We start from the raw sequence: 22780 nt of genomic DNA, 5'->3' as shown, positions 1-22780 counted from the left end.
AGTTATAAGTGCGCCGATTGTACGTGAAAGCCTTTATCATTGAAAGTGGCGCCGCTTTCTGTTCCACTGAATAGGAGATTAACTGGTCAGGAATTAGCTCGAGTGTTAACCGCTTTCTACCGCCGTTCGCTTTACACCGTCACAAGCTTTTGGGCACTAATGCTGGCGGGCTGTTCGATGCCCACACCGGCGCCACAGACGATTCTTGAAAATACCGATTATGCCGCCGTGACAGAACACCAGCAGCGGTTGGATTCAATTTTTCGATGGCGCTTATCGGCGCGGCTTGCGATCGTGCAAAAAGCCAACGATGAACGCGACGGTTTGTATCTTAACTGGGATTGGCAGCGGCAACCCGACCAACACCAAAACCTGCGCTTTTCACACCCGTTAAAAGGTCAATTGGCCAGCCTGACCATCACACCGCAGGGCGCGCAACTTAACGCCGACGGCGAACAGTATCAGGATCGTTCAGCCGAGCGCCTGCTGCATCGGGTGCTCGGCCTTAAACTGCCGGTTAATGCCCTGAGCCAATGGGTATTGGGTAAAGTCACCCCATCGTTGCAACAGCGCGCCTTTATTGCCGGCGGCCGCATCGCCAAGGCCGACGTGCACACCGCCGCCGGACAACTGTGGTCACTGCAATGGTTTTACGGCGAGCAATTATTGCCGCAACAAATTCATTTAGAATCCAACCAGTTACGCATTAAACTGCAGTTAAATGATTGGCAAATCAGCCCGGAATTAGCACCTAATGACGCCGTACAAGACTGACACCATGACGTTGCCGGCACCGGCAAAACTCAACTTGTTTTTACACATCGTCGGCCGTCGCCACGACGGTTACCATAACCTGCAAACGGTTTTTCAGTTTTTAGACTACGGTGATCAACTGCAGTTTTCCCGGCGCACGGATCAGCGCATCCAGTTGCAGGATAGCCACAGTGGCGTTGCCTACGCCGATAACCTCGTGGTTCGGGCCGCCAACGCCTTGCAACAGGCCGCCGCGGCGAAAGGCCTCGCCACTACTGGGGCTGACATCACGCTGAGTAAGCGCTTACCGCAGGGCGCCGGCCTCGGCGGTGGTTCGTCCGATGCCGCCACCACCCTGGTTGGCCTAAATCACTTATGGCAGCAGCCGCTGTCGCAGGCCGAGTTATTGCAGCTGGGGCTGACTCTGGGTGCTGATGTGCCCATTTTTATTCATGGCCACGCGGCTTTTGCTGAAGGGGTCGGCGAACGGTTCATTAACGTCGAACCGGCAACCCCCTGGTACCTGGTGGTAAAACCGAAGGTGTCGATTGCGACCGCCGCGCTGTTCCAGCATCCGCACCTACAGCGCGACTGTGTCCAACTGAGCGTCGACGACTGGTCACTGGACAACACCGCCAACGTGTTTGAACCGGTGGTCTGTGCTCTATACCCCGAAGTTGCCAAATTGCGCGAGCGGTTGCTACAATACGCACCGACTCGGCTCACTGGCAGCGGCGCGTGTTTATTTGCACGCTTTGACACGCAAGATGCTGCACTCAGCGCGCAACAGCAGTTTAGCGACCTGCAAAGTTTTGTTGCGCAAGGCCAGAACCGTTCATCGCTTATCCGGACATTAACCCAATATTAGTCGAGGTTTGTTGTGCCTGACATGAAACTCTTTGCTGGTAACGCCACACCAGAACTTGCCCAGAAGATCGCCGATCGCCTGTATATTAAGCTGGGCGAAGCCTCCGTCGGCCGCTTTAGCGACGGTGAAATCAGTGTCTCTATCAATGAAAACGTCCGTGGCTCGGACGTTTTTTTATTGCAGTCAACCTGTGCTCCCACTAACGATAACCTGATGGAGCTTATCGTTATGGTTGACGCTCTGCGCCGCGCGTCGGCCGGACGCATCACCGCGGTCATGCCGTACTTTGGTTATGCCCGTCAGGATCGTCGCGTGCGCTCAGCACGTGTTCCAATCACCGCGAAAGTCGTCGCTGACTTCCTGTCCAGCGTCGGTGTTGACCGCGTGCTTACCGTTGACCTACACGCCGAGCAGATTCAAGGCTTCTTTGACGTACCGGTTGATAATGTGTTTGGTACACCGGTACTGCTGGAACACATGCGCAAGCAACAGTTTGAGAATCCTGCCGTAGTATCACCGGACATCGGCGGTGTGGTGCGCGCCCGCGCATTCGCCAAACTGATGGACGACACCGATTTAGCCATCATTGATAAACGCCGCCCATCCGCTAACGTTTCTCAGGTCATGCACATTATCGGTGACGTTAAAGGTCGTGACTGCATCATCGTCGACGACATGATTGATACCGGCGGTACGCTGTGTAAAGCCGCGGAAGCTCTCAAGCAACACGGTGCCAAGCGCGTGTTTGCCTACGCCACTCACCCGGTATTTTCCGGCAATGCGGTTAAAAACATCATGGAATCGGACATCGATGAATTCATCGTTACCGACAGCATCCCGCTCAGTGAAGAAATGAAAGCAACCGGTAAAGTCACCCAGTTGACGCTATCCGGCATGCTGTCAGAAGCACTGCGTCGGGTCAGTAATGAAGAATCCATTTCGGCGATGTTTGATTACTGAGTGAAACCGCTCAGTAAGACCGCATAAGCCATTGCAATGGTACCGCTGCGGTGGTACTATTGCGCGCCTTCTGAAACCGGCTCAAGAGTCGGTTTTGAAGTATCTGGGTCGCCACTTGGTCGCGAGTGACGACAAATTAACACATTAACAATGAGAGCCCACTATCATGGCTAAATTAGACTTTACAATCAAAGCTACCGTTCGTGCGGACAAGGGGAAAGGTGCGAGCCGCCGCCTACGTCACGCGGACAAAGTGCCAGCTATCCTTTACGGTGGTAAAGGCGAACCTGTCGCACTGGAACTTGACCACAACAAAGTGAATAACATGGCCGACTACGAAGCCTTTTATTCACACATCCTGACGTTAGACATCGATGGCAAAAAAGAACAAGCCATCCTGAAAGACATGCAACGTCACCCGTACAAGCCTAAGTTGACTCACTTAGACTTCCAACGTGTTGAAAAAGGTCACAAGTTGCACACTAACCTGCCTCTGCACTTCTTGAACGAAACCACGGCGAAAGGCGTTAAAGAAGAAGGCGGTGTTGTTGTTCACCACGTTAACGATGTAGAAATCATGGTATTGCCAAAAGACTTACCAGAGTACCTGGAAGTTGACGTAGCAGACATGAGCATCGGCGACACACTGCACCTGTCTGACCTGAAACTGCCAACGGGCGTTGAACTGGTTGAGCTGACGAAAGGCGAAGACCACGACCAGGCGGTTGTTTCTATCACTGCGCCACGCGTAGAGAAAGAAACAAGCGAAGAAGACAGCGTAGCCGCTGACGCCGTCCCAGCCGAGAAAAGCAAAGACGACGCTGACAAAGAGTAAGCTGACGTCCTGCTATGGGAACGAGCATTAAGCTATTAGTGGGCCTGGGAAATCCAGGCCCCGAATACGAAAAAACCCGCCATAACGCGGGTTTTTGGTTAGTTGAAGCGTTTTGTCGTCGACACGGCATTAGCCTCTCTCCCGATAACAAATCCAAAGCCTGGGTTGGCCGTTATCAGCAAGGTGCGCACGATCTGCGTATCGTGCTACCACAAACGTTCATGAATCGCAGTGGCTTTTCAGTGGCACACATTGCCAACTTTTACAAAATTCCTGCCGATGCGATTTTAGTGGCTTATGACGAGCTCGACTTACCGCCTGGTGTTGCCAAATTCAAGAAAGGCGGCGGTGCAGGTGGTCATAACGGCATTAAAGACATCATAGCGCAGATCGGCAGTGCCGATTTTATGCGGCTGCGCATTGGTATCGGGCATCCCGGTCATAAGTCTCAAGTTACCGGATTTGTGCTCGGCAAAGCGCCCGCGACAGAACAGCGACTGATCGACGATTGCATCGATGAGGCCAGTCGCAGTATCGATACATTAATGGAACAAGGCTGGACCGAGGCATTACAGCGCCTGCACAGCTACCGTCCACAACAGAAAGGTTAACAGATCATGGGATTTCGCTGTGGTATTGTTGGCTTACCTAACGTAGGTAAATCGACACTTTTTAACGCATTAACCAAAGCCGGTATCGAAGCCGCTAACTTTCCGTTTTGTACCATCGAACCCAACACCGGTGTGGTGCCTGTGCCTGATCCGCGGCTGGATAAATTGGCCGAAATCGTCAATCCGCAACGGCTTTTACCCACCACCATGGAGTTTGTTGACATCGCAGGTTTGGTTAAGGGTGCATCACAGGGCGAAGGTCTGGGTAACCAGTTTTTAGCCAATATTCGTGAAACCGATGCCATCGGTCACGTGGTACGCTGCTTCGAAGACGATAACATCGTGCACGTCAGCGGTGGCGTCAACCCGGCCGACGACATCGACACCATTAACACCGAATTGGCATTGGCCGACTTAGACTCGGTCGAAAAGTCGTTGCATCGTTTGGGTAAAAAAGCCAAGGGCGGTGACGCTCAAGCCAAAGCCGAAATCGCCGTACTGGAAAAATTAAAGCCAGCACTGGACGAAGGTGAAATGGCACGTTCGGTGAGCTTAACGAAAGATGAGTTAGCGACCATTCGTTCGTATAACCTGCTGACGCTCAAGCCCACCATGTACATCGCCAACGTCAATGAAGATGGCTTTGAGAACAACCCGCACCTGGATAAAGTGCGCGAAATCGCCAGCAAAGAAAACGCGGTCGTGGTGCCGGTTTGTGCCGCTATCGAATCAGAAATTGCGGAACTGGATGACGCCGACAAAGAAGAGTTTCTGTCTGAGATCGGGCAGGACGAACCAGGACTTAACCGTGTTATCCGTGCCGGTTACGAGTTGTTGAACCTGCAAACCTATTTCACCGCCGGTCCAAAAGAAGTTCGTGCCTGGACGGTCAAAGTGGGCGCGACCGCACCACAAGCGGCAGGCCGCATCCACACTGACTTCGAGAAAGGCTTTATCCGTGCCGAAGTGGTTGGCTATGAGGACTTTGTTGCGCATAATGGCGAACAAGGTGCGAAAGATGCCGGTAAATGGCGTCTCGAAGGTAAAGAATACATCGTTAAAGACGGCGATGTGATTCACTTCCGCTTTAACGTTTAAGTACCAAAGTTATCGAACAAGCCGCTCCATCATCGAGCGGCTTTTTTATGCTCATTCAACAATGTCGTCATACATCGGTGCCAGCTTTGCCAGCAATTGATTCTGGGCAGCCACCGGTACATCGTGCTTTTCCATCGCCACGATCAGGTGTTCCACCAACGCATTGAAGTCGGCGTGGGTAACGCCCATACCTTCATGAGACACACGCATGCTTTCGCCGCTGTACTCACAGGGGCCGCCAACCACGTTGCAGACCTGCTCGGTGATCAGTTGATGCACCCGCATAATGTCTACCCCATCAAAGTGATGCACAATGCGTTCGTCACCGCCAACGCGGTAAAGCATCTCTTCAACGATAGCCGAAATGCCTTGTTTTTGCCCCAGTTGGTCGTACAAACTCTGTGCCGATGCCAGTGGTGTCAGCAATAACGCGGCAGTTAACATCAGTGCTTTCATAGCGTCTCCTTAAAATGCGGCCTGCAATGACAGATACCAACCGGTTTGATCATCGAGCCCGGCAATCGAGCCCAAATCGGTGTAGGCACCAACGACCGATACTCGCTTTGATGGAAAATAGGCGACAAACACATCACGCCAGTCCTGCTCGTCGGCAAAGGATAAGTTGTCCGGCTTCTGTCGGTATTCAACGCCGACGGCCCAGTAGCGGTTGATAAAAGCCGCTACCGAAGCCTCGGCCACCCACTCTGCTGAATCGTCAACATCGCCGCCAAAGCCAAGCAAGCCGATTTGGTTAGCACGCGTTCGCCGCGCCGTGACATTGGCTACCCAGGTTCGGTGAAAAGGCCCGTCCAGCCAGGCCTTGGCGGCGCTCAGGTAATAATCGGTATCGCTGTCGTCGGTGGCCCCCACCGCGGATGGCAGCGCAAAGCTCTGGTTGCTTTTGTGTTGTAACCCGACACTCACCTGCGGCAAGTTACCGTAGAGTAAATCGCCGAACAGCCGCGCTTTGACACCCAGAATATTCTGTTCCAATTCGCCGCCGATGGTCGACAGATCAAAGGTCTGTCTGGCATAGGACACTTCAACACGGTTGTTCCAGGATAAGCTCGCGCCCTGTACGCTCAAGCGAAAGTCATCAACCGCCACTTCGCTGACGTTAACCGTTGCCCCCCACTCGCCGACATCCGCGTAACTGCTTAACGTCGCCCAGGGCACAATGCCTCCACCACCGGCACCTTCGATGGTGCTGGCACCGCCGGTGGCGAGTAACTTTGAACCGCTGTCAGCAAAACTGACACCGGGCACCAGTGTAAACGCCACCAATACCATGCCCGCCCGCCATTTATGCATGAGCCTCTCCTTGTAAACGTTGCGCAAAATCAATTGCTGATATTGGTTTGCTGAAATAAAAACCTTGTAATTCATCGCAGCCCTGCTGCTGCAGCCAGCGCCAGCTTGGTTCATCCTCGACCCCTTCGGCCACCACGTACAAACCCAGTTCGTGAGCCAATTGAATGGTCGAGCGGACAATGGATTGATCCACCGCACTGTCGGCTAACGGTTGGACAAAGGCACGGTCAATTTTAAGTTCGGTCACCGGCAACTGACGCATCTGCGCCAGCGATGAATAGCCCGTGCCGTAGTCGTCTATGGATACGCCGTAGCCTTTATTGCGTAACCAGTTAAGACGGGCGATGGCGTTGTCTGGATCACTGACAATGGCACTCTCGGTCACTTCCAGTACCAGATTGCGATTCAGTTGCGGGCGCTGCACCTCAAGGTCGGCAATCAGCGCCAGAATCTCATCACTGAGCAGGTCAACCGCCGACAAGTTCACACTGAGACTAAAGTGTTCACTGTCTACCGGCAGTTGCTCCAGCAGCTCAACCGCCCGTTCACAGACCCACCGCGTCAATCGCTTTATCAACCCTGACTGCTCAGCCAACGGAATGAACTCATCCGGCCCGACAAAACCCAATTGTTGGTTATGCCAGCGCAACAGCAATTCAGCGCCTATCGTACGGCCACTGCGACAGTCAATTTTGGGCTGCAACAGCAGCGTCAGTTCATCGCGCACCACTGCCTGCTGCAGTTGCTCAAGAATATGCAATTGACGCAAATGCTGTTCATCCAGGCCACTGCTGTAGCAATACAGAAAGGTTTGCTCGTGTTTGGCCTGCTGTGCGCTCACTTGAACCCGCCGCAGCAAGGTATCAAACTCGTCTCCCTGCTGCGGAAAGCGCACCACCCCACAGTGAAAACTGACCGGGTAGTCGCTTTCACCCACTTTTACCGGCGCTTGCAACTGCTCCAGCAAATCCTCGACAAAGGCATCCTGTGCCGACTCAATGGGCTGCTTCAACACCAATGCAAACTCGTCGCCGCCGACCCTCGCCAGCAAACTGACGCCGTTAACGGAGCCGAGCCGGTTGGCAATCTGCCGCAGCACCTGATCACCCACCTGCTGCCCGAGGGTGTCATTTAAGCGTCGAAATTGATGGATATTAAGCAACAACAGACTTCCGGATTCCCCGGCCTGCAATTTCGCCTGTAACTGCTTCGCAAAATAGCGTCGGTTCGGCAGCGCGGTCAGTTGATCATGAGTGGCCTGGAAGGAAATTCGTTGCTCACGCTGCGAAATCGCATCCCGCATTGAATCAAAGGTCGTCGCCAGTTCACCGAATTCATCGCCGCGTTGCTCCAACCGCAATTTACTGTAGTCGCCGCGCTGCAATTGCTTGGCCGCACGGGTCAGTTTGTCCAGCGGCCGTGATACACTGCGCGCCATCACCAGCGCCACCAAGGTTGCCAGCAACAATGCCAGTAGCGCAATGACGACCATTTGTAACTGCAGCCGCTCGAATTCCGCCATCGCCTCCGCCAGCGAGGCCGACAACAGAACATGCACGGTTTCATTATCGGCAGTAACCAATAGCGCTTCCTGTCCCACCAGTGACTGCTGTTGTAACCAATGTTCCACCGCGGTTGAAGTGGCCAGATTCTGTTGCAATTGCTGTTGCTGCTCTTCACTCAAGCTGGAAGCCAGTATGCCCTGCGTCGATTCCAGCCACAGACTGATGTCGGCGTTTGCCAGGCTCTGTAATTGCTGCGCTAACGCAGAATCAACGGCAAACCCCAGAGTTGCCCGCGCAATCAGTTGCGGCGCGTTCACCGGAACAGTAATCAGCTGGAACAATTGGCCTTCGATCAAGGCGAGCTGCTGACGGCTGTCGTTTTGCGTGTTCTCAATCGTCGCCGCCGACAACGAATGGGTTGCGGCGATTTCACGCCCATCGGGCGCCCGTAACACCATTAACTCGGTATCGATGCGTTCACCATGATTAACCAGCGCCGACACAATGGTGTCGCGATCACCGGTAGCCACCGCCCGTTTGAAGCCAAAATCGTCCGTTAATACTTCGGCCGCCTGTTTTAACAACGCACTGCGGTTGTCCAACAATTCACGAAACACCCGGTCACTGACGCTCAGCTCCTGCTGAATAGAACGCTGCACTTGTTGCTTTACCGCAATGCCGATGGCCGTCAGTGACACCGTAATGGCACCGGCAACCAACAGCAGCAGAATAACGATCAGACGCGTACGAAAGCTGTTAATCATTGATTACCCGTGCGGTTAAAGCGTTGCTGTAAACGCGATTTTGGCGGCTCCGGCGGTGCCGGCGCCGTTACCTCAAGTTGTAATGTCTGCTGCTCAGTGGGATTAAGTTGCACCGACCGTGCGTGACTGAGATCAGCACCCTGCCACGGATGCCAGAGCGTCGCCGACACCGACGATGCCGCGGACTGAGCCAGACTCAGCGTGATCTTGCCGCGCGGATCACTGACAAAGGCGGTGCGGCGGTCACTGATAACAATGTGGGCAATCATTTGGTCGTGAATATTGCATCCCAGAGTGACCAGCCCCGGTTGCTCAAACCGCAGCGACGGACGCTCACCGTCCGCGTACAGTTTTAATTCAAACGGCTTTGGCTGTGAAAAGGAGTACACATGGTGGCGAATATTATCGCTGTTCGGAAAGGTAATGGTACTGCCCGTCTTTACCGCCGTCATGAACGGCGTAAACTGACGATCAACCTGGTCAATGATGTGCGCCGATGCTTCACTGCGAGCCGCTTCTGTTAACAGCCCATCATCAATCATCAACACTGCATTGGCGAGCGGTTGGCCCGTTTTATCGACAATATTAACGGTCATTTCGTTGGCAGCCGTCGCTGCCGCAACGGCGATACCGGAACAGGCCGTCAACACAATGAAAAAGTGGCGTAAGGTCAAAAGCTCATCCTTATTTTTTATCGATCGTTCTAGATTACCCGTTGCGGCCGAATGTGCAAGCGCCGCAAGCGGTGATCTTCACTCCATGAGCGGCGTAGTGTGTTATACCTATAGCGAAACTTTTGCCGTTTACCTTAAAGGAGGTGCACGCCATGACGGAAGGATATCGTACTGAACGCGACAGCATGGGCGACGTACAGGTGCCGGAACATGCCCTGTATGCGGCTCAGACTCAACGGGCGGTGGACAATTTTAACATCAGTCGGCTTACCCTGCCGAGCGAAATGATAACCGCCATCGCCTACGTTAAGGCGGCCGCCGCTAAAGCCAACGTCGAGGTCGGCAGTTTAAGCCAGGCGCAGGCCGATGCCATCGTTGCCGCCGCCCAACAACTGATCGACGGACAGCACCGGGAACATTTTCCGATCGACGTTTTTCAGACCGGCTCCGGCACCAGTTCCAATATGAACGTCAACGAGGTGATTGCCAACCTCTGCAAACAGCAAGGTGTCGACGTACACCCGAATGACCATGTCAATCAGAGCCAGTCCAGCAATGATGTCATCCCGACCGCCATTCAGCTGGCCAGTGTGTTGAATACCGAGCAGCAGTTGCAACCGGCGCTCAAGCATCTTATTGAAAGCATCCGGGCTAAAGCGGTATCGCTGCGTGAGGTGGTCAAAACCGGCCGCACCCACTTAATGGATGCGATGCCGATGACACTGGCACAGGAGCTGGACAGTTGGGCCGGGCAATTGGATCATAGCGCGCAACAACTGCCACAACTGCTGCAACACAGCCGGGTATTACCGCAGGGCGGTACCGCCATCGGCACCGGTATCAATGCACCGCAGGGGTTTGCCCAAGCTTTTGCCCAACATCTGAGTGAGTTAACCGGCAGCGAGTTCAGGCACTCGCCAAATCCATTTACCGGTATTGCCGGTCAGGAACTGAATTTACAGTTGCATGGGCAGCTCAATACGCTGGCCACCACCTTGCTAAAAATCAGCAACGATTTGCGCTGGATGAACAGCGGTCCGTTGGCCGGGTTGGGCGAAATTCAGTTGACCGCTTTGCAACCGGGTAGCAGCATCATGCCGGGCAAAGTCAATCCGGTGATTCCGGAAGCCGTAGCGATGGTGGCAGCACAGGTGAACGGTAATCACACCACCATCACCACCGCCGCGCAGCAAGGCAACTTCCAACTGAATGTGATGTTACCGGTGATTGCCTACAACCTGCTGCAGTCGATTGACGTGCTCAGCAACAGTTGTCGGGCGTTGGCCGATAAAGCCATCGCGGACTTTAGCGTTAACCAGGACCGGCTAAATGAAGCACTGGCGAAAAACCCCATTTTAGTGACCGCACTGAACCCGGTTATCGGTTACAACAAGGCTGCCGAAATCGCCAAAAAGGCCTATCAAGAAGGCCGTGCCATCATTGACGTAGCCGAACAAATGACGGACATCGACCGCGCCAGACTCGAGCGTCTGTTAGATCCGAAAAAGCTCACTGAGGGCGGAGTTAATCAAGGAGAGTAGTATGAAACATGTGGTCATCACCGGTGCCAACCGCGGCATCGGTTTTCAATTTGCCAAACAGTATTGCGACGCCGGCTATAACGTAACGGCGGTATGCCGCAATAACTCAAAGCAATTGACCGAGCTGGATGTCACCATCATCGAAGGTATTGATGTCACCAAAGCTGCGGACTTGTTGCGCATGCAGGAAAGCATCGGCGACAACACCGTCGACATTCTTATCAATAACGCCGGTTTACTGAATAAAGACGAACTGGGTGAGATCGACGCAGGCAGCCTGCGCGCGCAGTACGAAGTGAATGCCATCGCGCCGCTGCGGGTGACCGAAGCGTTACTCGATAACCTGCACGACGGCAGTAAGGTCGCATTGATCACCAGCCGCATGGGGTCGATAGCCGATAACGGTTCTGGCAGTCGCTACGGCTACCGCATGTCAAAAGCCGCGCTCAATGCGGCCGGCAAATCACTGGCGCTGGACTTAAAAGACCAGGGCATTGCGGTCGTATTGCTTCACCCGGGTTATGTACAGACCGATATGGTCGGCCATCGCGGTGATATTTCCGCCAGTGAAGCTGCGCAACGGCTGATCCAGCGGATTGATGAACTGGATATAGAAAAAAGCGGTCGTTTTTTCCACAGTAACGGTGAAGAATTGCCTTGGTAAATGGCTCGGCGCTGCGGATTCGTTCGTTTATTCATCGTTTTTGCGTTTTTTTGAGCAGTCGCGCCGAAAACCCTCTTTTTTTCATAAAAAGAGGTTGACGGTAGGCAAAGCGATTTGCATAATACGCGCCGCACTCACAGAGAGATGCACAACAAAGTTTAGGCTACGTAGCTCAGCTGGTTAGAGCACAGCACTCATAATGCTGGGGTCGCAGGTTCGAATCCCGCCGTAGCCACCAAACTTTTGTCACTTGTTGTGCGGACGTGGTGGAATTGGTAGACACGCTGGATTTAGGTTCCAGTGCCTCACGGCGTGAGAGTTCAAGTCTCTCCGTCCGCACCAATCTCTCTTGAATAGCTGACAATTGGGGCATAGCCAAGCGGTAAGGCAGCGGGTTTTGATCCCGCGATTCCCAGGTTCGATCCCTGGTGCCCCAGCCATCAGCTGTTCGTTGTAGACCTACAATGTGAGTCGGTATTAAGTTGGATGGGGCATAGCCAAGCGGTAAGGCAGCGGGTTTTGATCCCGCGATTCCCAGGTTCGATCCCTGGTGCCCCAGCCAAGCTTAACTTAATCTGCGGTGGTGGCGGAATTGGTAGACGCGCTAGCTTCAGGTGCTAGTGTCCGAAAGGACGTGAGGGTTCAAGTCCCTCCCTCCGCACCATTAGGTTATGTTGATAAAACAAAACCCGTGGTGCTCACGCAGAACGACAAATAACCACCTTTTAGGTGGTTTTTTTGTGCCTGTCTTTTGCCCTTCCCGTTATTCCACCTTTTGCATCGCAAAATCAATCACTTGCTGTTTCAGCCAGGTGGACGATAAGCCACGAAAAGCTGCCTTTAGGCCAAGCTGACAGAGTGGGTTTTGCGAGCGAAAGCCCCAGTGAATCAAGTCCATTGCGCGCATTGTGCGTTGCACATCACGGGCTCGCTCACGCTGGTAACGCCCAACATCGCCGTCACAGGCCAGGTAACAGCGAACGTCGGCAAAGCCCAGGTTAACGCCCTGCCCTGCCAGCGGATGAATGGTATGCGCCGCATCCCCCATCAACACCAGCGTTTCGCCGCGGTGATAACGCAACGCATGTTTACGTTGCAGCGCAAAACTGGCGTAGCGCAACAGTTCGAAGTCGCCAATATGCGCGGCAAAGGTTTCCTGCAATGCCCGTTGCAACGTATCGGCATTCTGGCTGAGCGCTTTGATGTCACTGTTACTGCGATAATCGATCAGGCAAGCTTCGCTATCACCTAAGGGCAACAGCGCATAAGGCCCCTGGGGGCGGAACACTTCCCAGGTGGTCGCGGCAATCGGGCGCTGCAGCTTAACGTTGGCGAGCAGACAGCGCTGACCATAGTCCCAACCGCGATAACCGATCGCCGCTGCGCGTGCAACCGCGGATTGGGCGCCATCGGCACCGATCAGCACGTCGTAATCGAGCGTTTCGCCACCACTCAGTTGCAGCCGTTGCTGTGTCAGGTGAAATTGCTCTATCCGGGTGGCCGCTGTTAAGCGAATCCGGCTGTCGGCCTCAGCGCACTGCCATAACGCCGCCTGCAGGCTATTGTTCTCAACCATCACCCCCAGTTGCTCAAGATCAGCATCCGCCGCGCTAAAACTCAGTTCGTCGCCCGTTTGGGTAGTCACCGACAGTTGTTGATAAGGTTGCACTTTGTGCCAATCAATGGTTTCACCGACCCCCAGTTCAAGCAGCCATTGCCAGTGGTTCTGATTAACCGACGAGATGCGCAAGTCCCAGTGCTCGCCCGGTGCAGGCTGCGCCTGCGCGTCCACCACAGTAACTCGGTTGCCGGCACGACTCAGCGCCAATGCCGCTGCTGCACCGACCATGCCACCGCCGTTAATTACATAATGTTTCATCTGGCTCTCCCCGGTTACTCTGTTACTGCGCATGAACGCCCGTATAAATACCACAAATTGACTCGAATTTCCGTTATCATAGTGACTCATTTCTTAAATCAGGCCCGCTTGAACCTTGATGAACAGCGAAGCATCCAGTAAATCGGTACTCATCGGCTCACTGCTTTTGTTGTCAGCGGAGGCCAGTTTTGCCGGTGTCAGTGCGCTGGTAAAACACCTGTCGGCAACACAAAACTTCGAGCAATTAGTGTTCTTTCGTAATGTGCTGGCATTCTTGGTATTACTGCCCTGGTTGTGGCGTAAAGGCCCGGCGGCATTAACGACAAAACGCTGGAAGCTGCATGTGGTGCGTGGCATTGCCGGCATCACCGCGATGTACCTATTTTTCTACGCCATCGCCACCATTCCACTGGCACAGGCAACGCTGGTCTTGCTGCTGTCGCCGTTTTTAATTCCGGTGATCGGCTGGCTGTGGTTGCGCGATTATGTTTCGCGCCAGACCTGGCTGGCGATCGCATTAGGCTTTGTCGGGGTGTTTATTTTCCTCGACCCGATGGGCAGTGACATTTCGCCGGTGGTCGCCGTAGCGTTCATCGCCGCCGCCTTAGCGGCTTTTACCAAAACCGTGATTCGACGTATGTCAGATACCGAATCAACCAGCAAAATTGTGTTCTATTTTTCCGGCTTTGCCACCATCGCCTCGGCCATTCCCTTATTCTGGTTATGGCAACCTATCCCGCCACAAAACTGGCTCGGACTGGCGCTGATGGGCGGTTTGGCGGTTTACGGTCAATTGGCCATGACAAAGGCGTTTTCCATCGCGCCGGCGGCAAAAATCGGTGTGTTTACCTACAGTTCTGTGATATTTGCCGCTATGCTTGGCTACTGGTTCTTTGATGAGGCTGTCTACTGGCATATGTTGTGGGGAACCCTGATCATTATGACCGCAGGTTATTTTGCCATTCGCAGCCGGCGTAAAAGTTGACCGATATCGGTTGGCTTTCCACCCTTATACGCGGTAAAATATGCGCCCTTTTTAAGGCCACACGTCAGAGAAAGAATTGAGAGACCATGAGTAAAAAACTGTATGTAAAAACCTGGGGTTGTCAGATGAACGAGTACGATTCAGCCAAAATGGCGGATCTGCTGAATGCAACCCATGGCTATGAACTCACGGATGAAGCGGAGCAAGCGGACTTAATCCTGTTGAATACCTGTTCTATCCGCGAAAAAGCTCAAGAAAAGGTCTTTCATCAACTGGGCCGTTGGAAAAACCTTAAACAAGACAATCCCGATTTGCTGATCGGTGTCGGCGGCTGTGTTGCCTCTCAGGAAGGCGACGCCATTCGCACCCGCGCGCCCTTCGTTGATCTGGTGTTTGGTCCGCAAACCTTGCATCGACTCCCGGAGATGATCAAACAAGTTGGCGAGCATCATCAGCCCATGGTGGACATCTCCTTCCCGGAAATTGAAAAGTTTGACCGCTTACCGGAGCCTAAAGCCGATGGCGCCAGTGCCTTTGTGTCGATCATGGAAGGTTGCTCTAAATACTGCTCGTTCTGTGTTGTTCCTTATACCCGTGGCGAAGAAGTCAGCCGACCGGTGGACGATGTTATTTACGAAATTGCACAACTCGCCGAACAAGGCGTGCGTGAAGTCAACTTGTTGGGACAAAACGTCAACGCCTACCGTGGCGAAAACTTTGATGGGTCAGTATGCCGTTTCGCCGAATTACTGCATCTGGTTGCCGCCATTGACGGTATCGACCGCATTCGCTACACCACCTCGCACCCGGTGGAATTTACCGATGACATCGTCGAGGCTTACAAAACCATTCCGGAATTAGTGAGCCACCTGCACTTACCGGTGCAAAGCGGTTCCGATCGCATTTTGACGATGATGAAACGCGGCCACACAGCGCTGGAGTACAAATCGAAAATCCGCGCACTGAAAAAGGCGCGTCCGGATCTGGCCATGTCCTCTGACTTTATTATTGGTTTCCCGGGTGAAACCGACGCCGATTTTGAAGCCACCATGGATCTGATCCAGGCGGTTGATTTTGATATGAGCTTTAGCTTTATCTACAGTGCACGTCCGGGTACACCCGCCGCGGATTTGCCGGATGACGTCAGCGAAGAGACCAAAAAGCAACGCTTGCAGTTATTGCAACAACGCCTTAATCAGCAGTCGATGGCGCACGCACGCCGCATGCTGAACACAGAGCAGCGTATTTTGGTGACCGGCCCATCGAAAAAGAACCCAATGGAGCTTTCCGGACGTACTGAAAACAACCGGGTTGTAAACTTCGTTGGTCAGCCCCATATGATTGGGCAGTTCGTTGATGTAAAAATTACTGAAGTATTACCGAACTCACTGCGCGGCGAATTGCTGCGTGAAGAAGCTGACATGGGTCTGCGCGTCGATACGGCACCAGAAACCATCTTACAGCGCGGTCGGGCCAACGAACCGGATGAACTTGGCGTTGCCCGGGTAACCCCGAAAGCGTCATAGCTTATGCACACAATGAAACGAGGATAGATTGAGTCCACGAACTGAAACACTCGAGTTTGAATTAGAGCCGGCGGATTTGCGTCGGCTTTCCGATCTCTGCGGTCCCTTTGACGACAACCTCAAACACATTGAGCGTCGTCTTGGTGTCGAAATCACCCACCGGGGGCATCATTTTCGCCTCATCGGCTCCAGCCTGACGGTGTCTGCGGTGCAGAACATTCTGCGCGATCTTTACGTCGAAACAGCCACCGTTAAAGGCCAGGCCGGCAGCATCGAACCGCAACAGGTTCACCTCGCTATTCAGCAGGCCAAAGTGCTGGAGCAGGACAGCGGTGACCCGGCATCGGAAAAGATGACCCACATTAAAACCAAGCGCGGGCTGATCAAGCCGCGTAACCACAGCCAGGCCGATTACGTCCGTGCGATTTTGGCGCACGATGTCAACTTTGGTATTGGTCCCGCCGGGACCGGTAAAACCTATCTTGCCGTTGCCTGTGCTGTCGATGCGCTGGAACGCCAGGAGGTGCGGCGAATACTGCTGACACGCCCGGCAGTCGAAGCCGGCGAAAAACTGGGTTTTTTACCCGGTGACCTGGCACAAAAAGTCGACCCTTACCTGCGCCCACTGTACGATGCGCTGTTTGAGATGCTTGGCTTTGAGAAAGTCGAGAAGCTGATCGAACGCAACGTCATCGAAGTAGCCCCCCTTGCCTATATGCGCGGTCGCACCTTAAATGATGCGTTTATTATTCTTGACGAAAGTCAGAATACCACCATGGAACAAATGAAAATGTTCCTGACCCGTATTGGATTTAACTCGCGCGCGGTGATCACCGGCGACATTACCCAAATCGACTTGCCCCGCGGTCAACGCTCCGGCTTACGTCACGCCATCGAAGTGCTGAGTAAGGTGGAAGACATCAGCTTCACCTTCTTCCAGGCCGGTGACGTAGTGCGGCATCCGGTCGTGCAGCGTATTGTCCAGGCTTACGACGATTTTGACAGTCAGAGAACCCATGACGATAACGCTTGATTACCAGATAAACGTAACGACGACCACCGAACTGCCCAGTGCCGAGCAAATGCAGCACTGGGTCAGCGCTGCTGTCAGCGCCGCCTCTACTGAGCTCGACGCGGCCGAACTGACCATTCGTATTGTCGATAGAGACGAAGGTCTGCAACTCAATAAGGCCTATCGTGGCCGTGACTATGCCACCAACGTGTTATCGTTTCCCTTTGACGCACCGGTGCAATTACCTATCCCGTTACTGGGTGATTTGGTTATTTGCGCCGATGTGGTTGCTGAAGAAGCGCAGCAACAACACAAAGCACTGTTGGATCACTGGACGCATATGGTGATCCACGGTACGCTTCACCTACTGGGGTATGATCATATACAAGACGATGAAGCTGAGCAGATGGAACAATTGGAAAGAGACATTCTTGCTTCGCTGAACATCGCTGATCCATACCAAGTATCAACTAACACGGAGCAAAACGCTTGATGAGCGACGACAACCCCCACTCAGCCAACGGCTCTTCTCAAAAGTCTTGGGCGGCGCGGCTGCTACAGGTCTTCACCGGGGAGCCGAAAAGCAGAGAAGAACTTGTCGATTTAATTCAGGACGCAGAGGAACGCGACCTGATCGATAACGATACCAAGGAAATGATTGAGGGCGTCCTTGATGTCGCCGAACTGAAAGTTCGCGATATTATGATTCCACGCTCGCAAATGGTCACCATCGACATCAATCAAACCGTTGAAGACTTTCTCCCTATTGTGATCGAGTCACAGCACAGCCGCTACCCGGTTGTTACCGACAATAAAGATCACGTTGAAGGCATTTTACTGGCGAAAGATCTGCTCAGTTATGGCTTTAATTTTAATGAAGAGAGCTTTTCACTACCCGAAGTTATGCGCCCTGCGGTGATTGTACCGGAGAGCAAACGGGTTGATGTGTTGCTCAAAGAGTTTCGCTCGAACCGCTACCATATGGCGATCGTCGTCGATGAATACGGCGGCGTCTCGGGGTTGGTCACCATTGAGGACATTCTCGAAGAAATTGTCGGTGAAATCGAAGATGAAACCGACCACAATGAAGACGAGAAGGCCAACATCAAACGCCTCAGCGCCAGCCGCTATTCGATTAAGGCGCTGACTCCTATCGAAGACTTTAATGACTACTTCGGCAGCGACTTCAGTGACGAAGAAAACGACACCGTCGGTGGCTTGGTCGCACACGGGTTTGGGCACTTGCCACAGCCGGGTGAAGAAATCACCTTAGCAGGCTTTGTGTTCCGGGTGACCAGTGCCGACAAACGACGTATCCAGCAACTGCAAGTTACCCTGCCGGAAACGCAAAAGCACGACGAGGATAAAGCTGAGTGATCCGCTCGTTGCCCGGTAAACTGCAGCAAACGGCGTGGCTGCGCCATTTGCTGCTACTGATACTGGGCGCATCCTTGTGCTTTGCCTATGCCCCGTTCAAGCTCGCGATATTACCGTTCTGGATACTGCCGCTAACGCTGGCATTACTCTGGAACCTATCCCCCAAGCAGGCGTTTGCCGGAGGCTTTGCGTTTGGCTTTGGTTGGTTTGCTGCCGGTCTCAGCTGGATCTACGTCAGTATTGACCAGTACGGTGGCATGCCTGACATTGCCAATGTCCTGGTACTGGCGTTGCTGGTTGCCTATCTGGCACTGTACCCGGCGCTGGCATTTTCGGTCTGGCGCAAACTCTGTCAGCGCTCCGAGTTATGGCGTTTTAGCCTGCCGCTGATTTGGCTTCTCTGTGAAGCGCTGCGCGGCTGGTTATTTACCGGTTTCCCCTGGCTTGGACTTGGTTACACCCAAACCGATGCCTTACTGGGCGGGCTGGCTCCGTCAGTGGGTCAATATGGCATTACCGTGGCGCTGTGGTTTATCGCGCTGGCGATAGTCACCGGGCTACGCTACCGACGTGCCCACAATGCCTTACTGGTGGTCGTGTTGATTGTGTTAGCCTGGCTGTCGCCGCTATTGCAACCGTTGCAGCGTGCGGCTGACAGCACCTCGGTGTTGTTGGTGCAGGGCAATGTCCAGCAATCGTTAAAATGGCGAGCCGACCAACAATGGCCGAATATTTTACGCTACCTTGATTTAACCCGTCCGCAATATCAGCATGACATCATCGTCTGGCCGGAATCGGCCATCACCGCCCTCGAACCTTATGCCGATGATGTGCTGTACAATATTGATCAGGCAGCCAGTGTCAACGGCGCAGCGCTGGTCACCGGCATCATCGACTATCAACAATTGAACGATGATTTTTACAACAGTGTCATTGTACTCGGTCAGGAACACGCCGAGCAGGCGCTGGAACAGCCTTATCAATATGGTCACAGTAACCGCTATCAAAAGCATCAGTTGCTGCCGATTGGCGAGTATGTACCGTTTGAATCACTACTGCGACCACTGGCGCCGTTGTTTAACCTGCCGATGTCGTCGTTCAGTCGCGGCGCTTACCAACAGCCGAATCTGATGGCTAACGGCCACCAGTTAAATACCGCCATTTGCTACGAAATTGCCTTTAGCGAACAGGTGCGCGATAACACGCATGCCGGTACCGACTACCTGTTAACCATCAGTAATGACACCTGGTTTGGTGATTCACACGGCCCCTGGCAGCACATGCAAATCGCGCAAATGCGGGCCAAGGAACTGGGTCGGCCACTGTTACGGGCGACCAATAACGGTGTTTCGGCGCTAACCGATGAATTCGGCCGCATTCTCGCTATGGCACCGCAGTTCTCCGCCACCACAGTATCGGCTGAAGTACCGCAAGTCAGTGGGCAAACGCTGTTTGCACGTTTAGGTCACAGCGGCAGTTTGCTGTTTGCCCTCATCGGACTTTTGCCTTTGCTCAATCGTGCGCGCAACAGGCGTGGTCAGCACGGGCAAAAATCAGTACAATAAACACGGTTTTTATTTTTACAGGAATGTACCTCATGGAAAACATCTTAGATGCGTTATTGTTTGCTGTATTAGTAGCTGCCGGCGGCTTAGGTTTAAGCAGTTGGCTTATGTTTTTCATCCCCGCGGATGTGAACGATCGTGAAGCCGTTCAACGTCAGCGTTTCGAAAACATTTTCTTCGGCCTGGCCGGCATCGTCATTATGCTGGTGATGTGGTACGCCATCAGTTAACGCCCTGCTCCACTTTTGCTAACCGGATGTAACAAACACTATGCAAGAACAATACAATCCCTCGGCGATTGAAAAAGCCATTCAGCAACGTTGGCAACAAGACCATGTCTTCGACGTCAAAGAACAACCTGGCAAAGAAAAGTTCTATTGCCTGTCAATGTTCCCTTATCCGAGCGGTAAGCTGCACATGGGTCATGTGCGCAATTACACCCTCGGCGACGTGATTTCACGTCATCAACGCATGCTGGGTAAAAATGTGCTGCAACCGATGGGTTGGGATGCGTTTGGACTGCCGGCCGAAAACGCCGCGATTCAGAATAAAACGGCACCGGCAAAGTGGACCTATCAAAACATTGATTACATGCGCGAGCAGCTTAAAAGCCTCGGCTTTGGTTACGACTGGACCCGCGAAATCGCAACCTGCTCGCCCGATTACTACCGCTGGGAACAGTGGTTTTTCACTAAGCTGTACGAAAAAGGCCTGGTCTATAAAAAGAACGCCACCGTTAACTGGGATCCAGTTGACCAAACGGTACTGGCGAACGAACAGGTTATTGACGGTCGCGGTTGGCGTAGTGGCGCCAAAGTGGAACAAAAAGAAATCCCGCAGTGGTTTATTAAAATCACCGACTACGCTGACGAGTTGCTGAGTGACCTTGACCAACTGGACGGTTGGCCAGAACAGGTTAAGGCCATGCAACGTAACTGGATTGGTCGCTCCGAAGGGTTACAGATTGAATTTGATGTTGCTAACCACAGCGACACATTGAGTGTTTACACGACCCGCCCGGATACTCTGTTTGGCGTGACCTACATGGGTCTGGCCGCGCAACACCCGCTGGCCCGTCAGGCCGCCGAGAACAACCCGCAGCTGGCCGAATTTATTGAACAGTGCAAAAACAGCAAAGTTGCTGAAGCCGACCTCGCGACCATGGAAAAACTGGGTATGGACACCGGCTTGCGTGCCATTCACCCGCTAACCGGCAAAGAGATCCCAATCTGGGTCGCTAACTTCGTACTGATGGACTATGGCTCAGGTGCGGTTATGGCGGTTCCGGCGCATGACCAGCGCGACTGGGAGTTTGCCACTAAGTATCAACTGCCCATCACGGCTGTGATCGAACCGTTCAGCGGTGAAGGCGATATCGCACAAGCTGCCATCACCGAAAAAGGTAAGGTCATTAATTCCGGTGAGTACGACGGTATGAGCTCGCAGGAAGCTTTTGATGCCATCGCCAAAGTGATTGAAGAACGTGGTATTGGTGAACGTACCGTCAACTACCGTCTGCGTGACTGGGGTGTTTCGCGCCAGCGTTACTGGGGCACGCCGATTCCGATGCTGAACCTGGAAAACGGTGAATCCGTTGCGGTACCGGAACACGAGTTACCGGTACGCTTGCCGGAAGACGTGGTTATGGACGGTGTGACGTCGCCGATCAAAGCCGATCCGGAATGGCGCAAGACCGAGTACAACGGCCAACCGGCAGAGCACGAAACCGATACCTTTGATACCTTTATGGAGTCGTCCTGGTACTACGCCCGCTATTGCAGCGCGCAAACCGACGACGCCATGCTGGATCCGGAAAAAGCCAACTACTGGCTGCCGGTCGACCAATACATTGGTGGCATCGAACACGCGATTTTGCACCTGTTGTACGCGCGCTTCTTCCATAAGCTGCTGCGCGATACCGGCTTAGTTGAATCCGACGAGCCGTTCAAGCGCCTGTTATGCCAGGGCATGGTACTGGCCGACAGCTATTACCGTGAAGACGAGAAAGGCGGTAAGCAGTGGATTTCGCCGCTTGACGTTGAGCTAGAGCGTGACGACAAAGGCGCCGTCGTTGCCGCCCGTCACAAAGACGACGGGCAGCCGGTACAAATTGCCGGTATGAGCAAGATGTCGAAGTCGAAAAATAACGGCATCGATCCGCAGACCATGGTTGAACGCTACGGTGCCGACACGGTGCGCTTGTTTATGATGTTTGCGGCGCCTCCGGAAATGACGCTGGAATGGTCGGACTCGGGTGTAGAAGGCGCGCAACGTTTCCTGCGCCGGGTTTGGAAGCTGACTTACGACTTTATTCAGGCCGGTGGTTACGCACAGTCAGACGAGCTGACCAAAGCGCACAAAGATTTACGTCGTGAGTTGCATAAAACCATTGCCAAAGTTTCTGATGACATGGGCCGTCGTCAGCACTTCAATACCGCCATTGCGGCGATCATGGAGTTGCTGAATCACCTGCAGAAAGCGCCGCTGGAAAGCGAAGCCGATCGCGCCGTTATGGGCGAAGCGCTGGATGCCATGATTAAAATGCTGGCACCGATTACGCCGCATATCACCGAGCAATTATGGCGTGAATTAGGTCACCAGGACGATCTGAACTTTGCGCCGTGGCCAGATGTCGACAACAGCGCCTTAATTGAAGACGAAAAGCTGATCGTCGTGCAGGTAAACGGTAAGGTACGGGCGAAGCTAACCGTGCCGGCAGATGCCTCGGCCGAAGCGGTGGAAGAACAGGCACTGAATGATGAAGCGGTGAAGAAATACACCGACGGCAAAACCGTACGTAAGAAAATTTACGTACCGGGCAAAATCTTTAACATTGTTGTCGGTTAAGATGA

21 protein-coding genes and 5 tRNA genes are annotated in these 22780 nt (G+C 53.4%); 21 read left to right on the top strand and 5 right to left on the bottom strand.

The window, feature by feature from the left end:
- Positions 1–102 precede the first annotated feature (102 nt).
- From lolB to ychF, 6 genes are all read left to right on the top strand, one after another.
- Positions 103–774, top strand: a complete 672-nt coding sequence (lolB, locus tag C5610_RS04265) for a lipoprotein insertase outer membrane protein LolB (RefSeq protein ID WP_158682657.1) — start codon at positions 103–105, stop codon at positions 772–774.
- Positions 755–1621, top strand: coding sequence for a 4-(cytidine 5'-diphospho)-2-C-methyl-D-erythritol kinase (ispE, locus tag C5610_RS04260; RefSeq protein ID WP_105306056.1), 867 nt, complete (start codon positions 755–757; stop codon positions 1619–1621). Before lolB ends, ispE begins: the two co-directional genes overlap by 20 nt.
- A 12-nt stretch (positions 1622–1633) precedes the next feature.
- Positions 1634–2581 (top strand): ribose-phosphate pyrophosphokinase, encoded by a 948-nt coding sequence (locus C5610_RS04255; RefSeq protein ID WP_105306055.1) that lies wholly within the window; start codon positions 1634–1636, stop codon positions 2579–2581.
- Positions 2582–2747: 166 nt separating this feature from the next.
- Positions 2748–3416, top strand: coding sequence for a 50S ribosomal protein L25/general stress protein Ctc (locus tag C5610_RS04250; protein WP_105306054.1), 669 nt, complete (start codon positions 2748–2750; stop codon positions 3414–3416).
- Positions 3417–3430: 14 nt separating this feature from the next.
- On the top strand, positions 3431–4027 hold the full coding sequence (pth, locus tag C5610_RS04245; protein WP_105306053.1) for an aminoacyl-tRNA hydrolase: 597 nt from the start codon (positions 3431–3433) through the stop codon (positions 4025–4027).
- A 6-nt stretch (positions 4028–4033) separates the two neighbouring features.
- Positions 4034–5125: a redox-regulated ATPase YchF gene (ychF, locus tag C5610_RS04240; protein WP_105306052.1), complete on the top strand. Its 1092-nt coding sequence runs from the start codon at positions 4034–4036 to the stop codon at positions 5123–5125.
- A gap of 51 nt (positions 5126–5176) precedes the next feature.
- On the opposite strand, the gene C5610_RS04235 is transcribed toward ychF, so the two are convergent.
- From C5610_RS04235 to C5610_RS04220, 4 genes are read right to left on the bottom strand one after another with little or no spacing between them, the layout of a single operon-like run.
- A complete protein-coding gene (locus C5610_RS04235; protein WP_105306051.1) occupies positions 5177–5581 on the bottom strand; it encodes a group I truncated hemoglobin in 405 nt (134 codons plus the stop codon).
- Between the two features lie 9 nt (positions 5582–5590).
- Positions 5591–6415 (bottom strand): DUF3034 family protein, encoded by an 825-nt coding sequence (locus C5610_RS04230; protein WP_262340064.1) that lies wholly within the window; start codon positions 6413–6415, stop codon positions 5591–5593.
- Positions 6416–6428: 13 nt separating this feature from the next.
- The gene (locus C5610_RS04225) at positions 6429–8705 is read right to left on the bottom strand and encodes a putative bifunctional diguanylate cyclase/phosphodiesterase (RefSeq protein ID WP_105306049.1); all 2277 of its coding nucleotides are present in this window, start codon (positions 8703–8705) and stop codon (positions 6429–6431) included.
- Entirely contained in the window at positions 8702–9379 is a 678-nt protein-coding gene (locus C5610_RS04220; RefSeq protein WP_105306048.1) for a methylamine utilization protein, read from the bottom strand. The genes C5610_RS04225 and C5610_RS04220 overlap by 4 nt, the downstream gene beginning before the upstream one ends.
- Positions 9380–9531: 152 nt before the next feature.
- On the opposite strand from C5610_RS04220, the gene C5610_RS04215 reads away from it, so the two are divergent.
- From C5610_RS04215 to C5610_RS04185, 7 genes are all read left to right on the top strand, one after another.
- The gene (locus C5610_RS04215) at positions 9532–10920 is read left to right on the top strand and encodes a class II fumarate hydratase (protein WP_105306047.1); all 1389 of its coding nucleotides are present in this window, start codon (positions 9532–9534) and stop codon (positions 10918–10920) included.
- 1 nt (position 10921) lies between these two features.
- Complete coding sequence (locus tag C5610_RS04210; RefSeq protein WP_105306046.1) at positions 10922–11584, top strand: SDR family oxidoreductase; 663 nt, start codon at positions 10922–10924, stop codon at positions 11582–11584.
- 161 nt (positions 11585–11745) lie between these two features.
- A tRNA-Met gene (locus C5610_RS04205) sits at positions 11746–11822 on the top strand.
- Positions 11823–11841: 19 nt separating this feature from the next.
- Positions 11842–11926 (top strand) — tRNA-Leu (locus C5610_RS04200).
- A 23-nt stretch (positions 11927–11949) separates the two neighbouring features.
- Positions 11950–12024, top strand: a tRNA-Gln gene (locus tag C5610_RS04195).
- Between the two features lie 47 nt (positions 12025–12071).
- Positions 12072–12146, top strand: a tRNA-Gln gene (locus C5610_RS04190).
- Positions 12147–12161: 15 nt separating this feature from the next.
- A tRNA-Leu gene (locus tag C5610_RS04185) sits at positions 12162–12248 on the top strand.
- 99 nt (positions 12249–12347) lie between these two features.
- Here the strand turns inward: C5610_RS04185 and C5610_RS04180 are convergent.
- Positions 12348–13463, bottom strand: a complete 1116-nt coding sequence (locus C5610_RS04180) for an FAD-dependent oxidoreductase (protein WP_105306045.1) — start codon at positions 13461–13463, stop codon at positions 12348–12350.
- Between the two features lie 118 nt (positions 13464–13581).
- Here C5610_RS04180 and C5610_RS04175 point away from each other — a divergent pair, with 118 nt between their 5' ends.
- The 8 genes from C5610_RS04175 to leuS all read left to right on the top strand — a co-directional run bounded on the left by C5610_RS04175 (position 13582) and on the right by leuS (position 22775).
- The gene (locus C5610_RS04175) at positions 13582–14448 is read left to right on the top strand and encodes a DMT family transporter (protein WP_187346279.1); all 867 of its coding nucleotides are present in this window, start codon (positions 13582–13584) and stop codon (positions 14446–14448) included.
- Between the two features lie 86 nt (positions 14449–14534).
- The gene (miaB, locus tag C5610_RS04170) at positions 14535–15974 is read left to right on the top strand and encodes a tRNA (N6-isopentenyl adenosine(37)-C2)-methylthiotransferase MiaB (protein ID WP_105306043.1); all 1440 of its coding nucleotides are present in this window, start codon (positions 14535–14537) and stop codon (positions 15972–15974) included.
- Positions 15975–16002: 28 nt separating this feature from the next.
- Positions 16003–17007, top strand: a complete 1005-nt coding sequence (locus tag C5610_RS04165; RefSeq protein ID WP_105306042.1) for a PhoH family protein — start codon at positions 16003–16005, stop codon at positions 17005–17007.
- Positions 16997–17479 carry an rRNA maturation RNase YbeY gene (gene ybeY, locus C5610_RS04160; protein WP_241970563.1) on the top strand — a complete coding sequence of 161 codons (483 nt, stop codon included), beginning with the start codon at positions 16997–16999 and terminating at the stop codon, positions 17477–17479. Before C5610_RS04165 ends, ybeY begins: the two co-directional genes overlap by 11 nt.
- Positions 17479–18363: a CNNM family magnesium/cobalt transport protein CorC gene (gene corC, locus C5610_RS04155; RefSeq protein WP_105306040.1), complete on the top strand. Its 885-nt coding sequence runs from the start codon at positions 17479–17481 to the stop codon at positions 18361–18363. The genes ybeY and corC overlap by 1 nt, the downstream gene beginning before the upstream one ends.
- Positions 18360–19928, top strand: a complete 1569-nt coding sequence (gene lnt / locus C5610_RS04150; RefSeq protein ID WP_187346278.1) for an apolipoprotein N-acyltransferase — start codon at positions 18360–18362, stop codon at positions 19926–19928. The genes corC and lnt overlap by 4 nt, the downstream gene beginning before the upstream one ends.
- A gap of 32 nt (positions 19929–19960) precedes the next feature.
- Positions 19961–20158, top strand: a complete 198-nt coding sequence (locus C5610_RS04145; RefSeq protein ID WP_105306039.1) for a hypothetical protein — start codon at positions 19961–19963, stop codon at positions 20156–20158.
- Positions 20159–20198: 40 nt separating this feature from the next.
- A complete protein-coding gene (leuS, locus tag C5610_RS04140) occupies positions 20199–22775 on the top strand; it encodes a leucine--tRNA ligase (RefSeq protein ID WP_105306038.1) in 2577 nt (858 codons plus the stop codon).
- The last annotated feature ends 5 nt before the right edge of the window (positions 22776–22780 follow it).

The organism is Idiomarina sp. OT37-5b, assembly GCF_002968395.1.
GTDB classification, from domain to species: domain Bacteria; phylum Pseudomonadota; class Gammaproteobacteria; order Enterobacterales; family Alteromonadaceae; genus Idiomarina; species Idiomarina aquatica.
The sequence above is the reverse complement of the archived record's forward strand: the minus strand, read 5'-3'. Positions and strand labels throughout refer to the sequence as shown.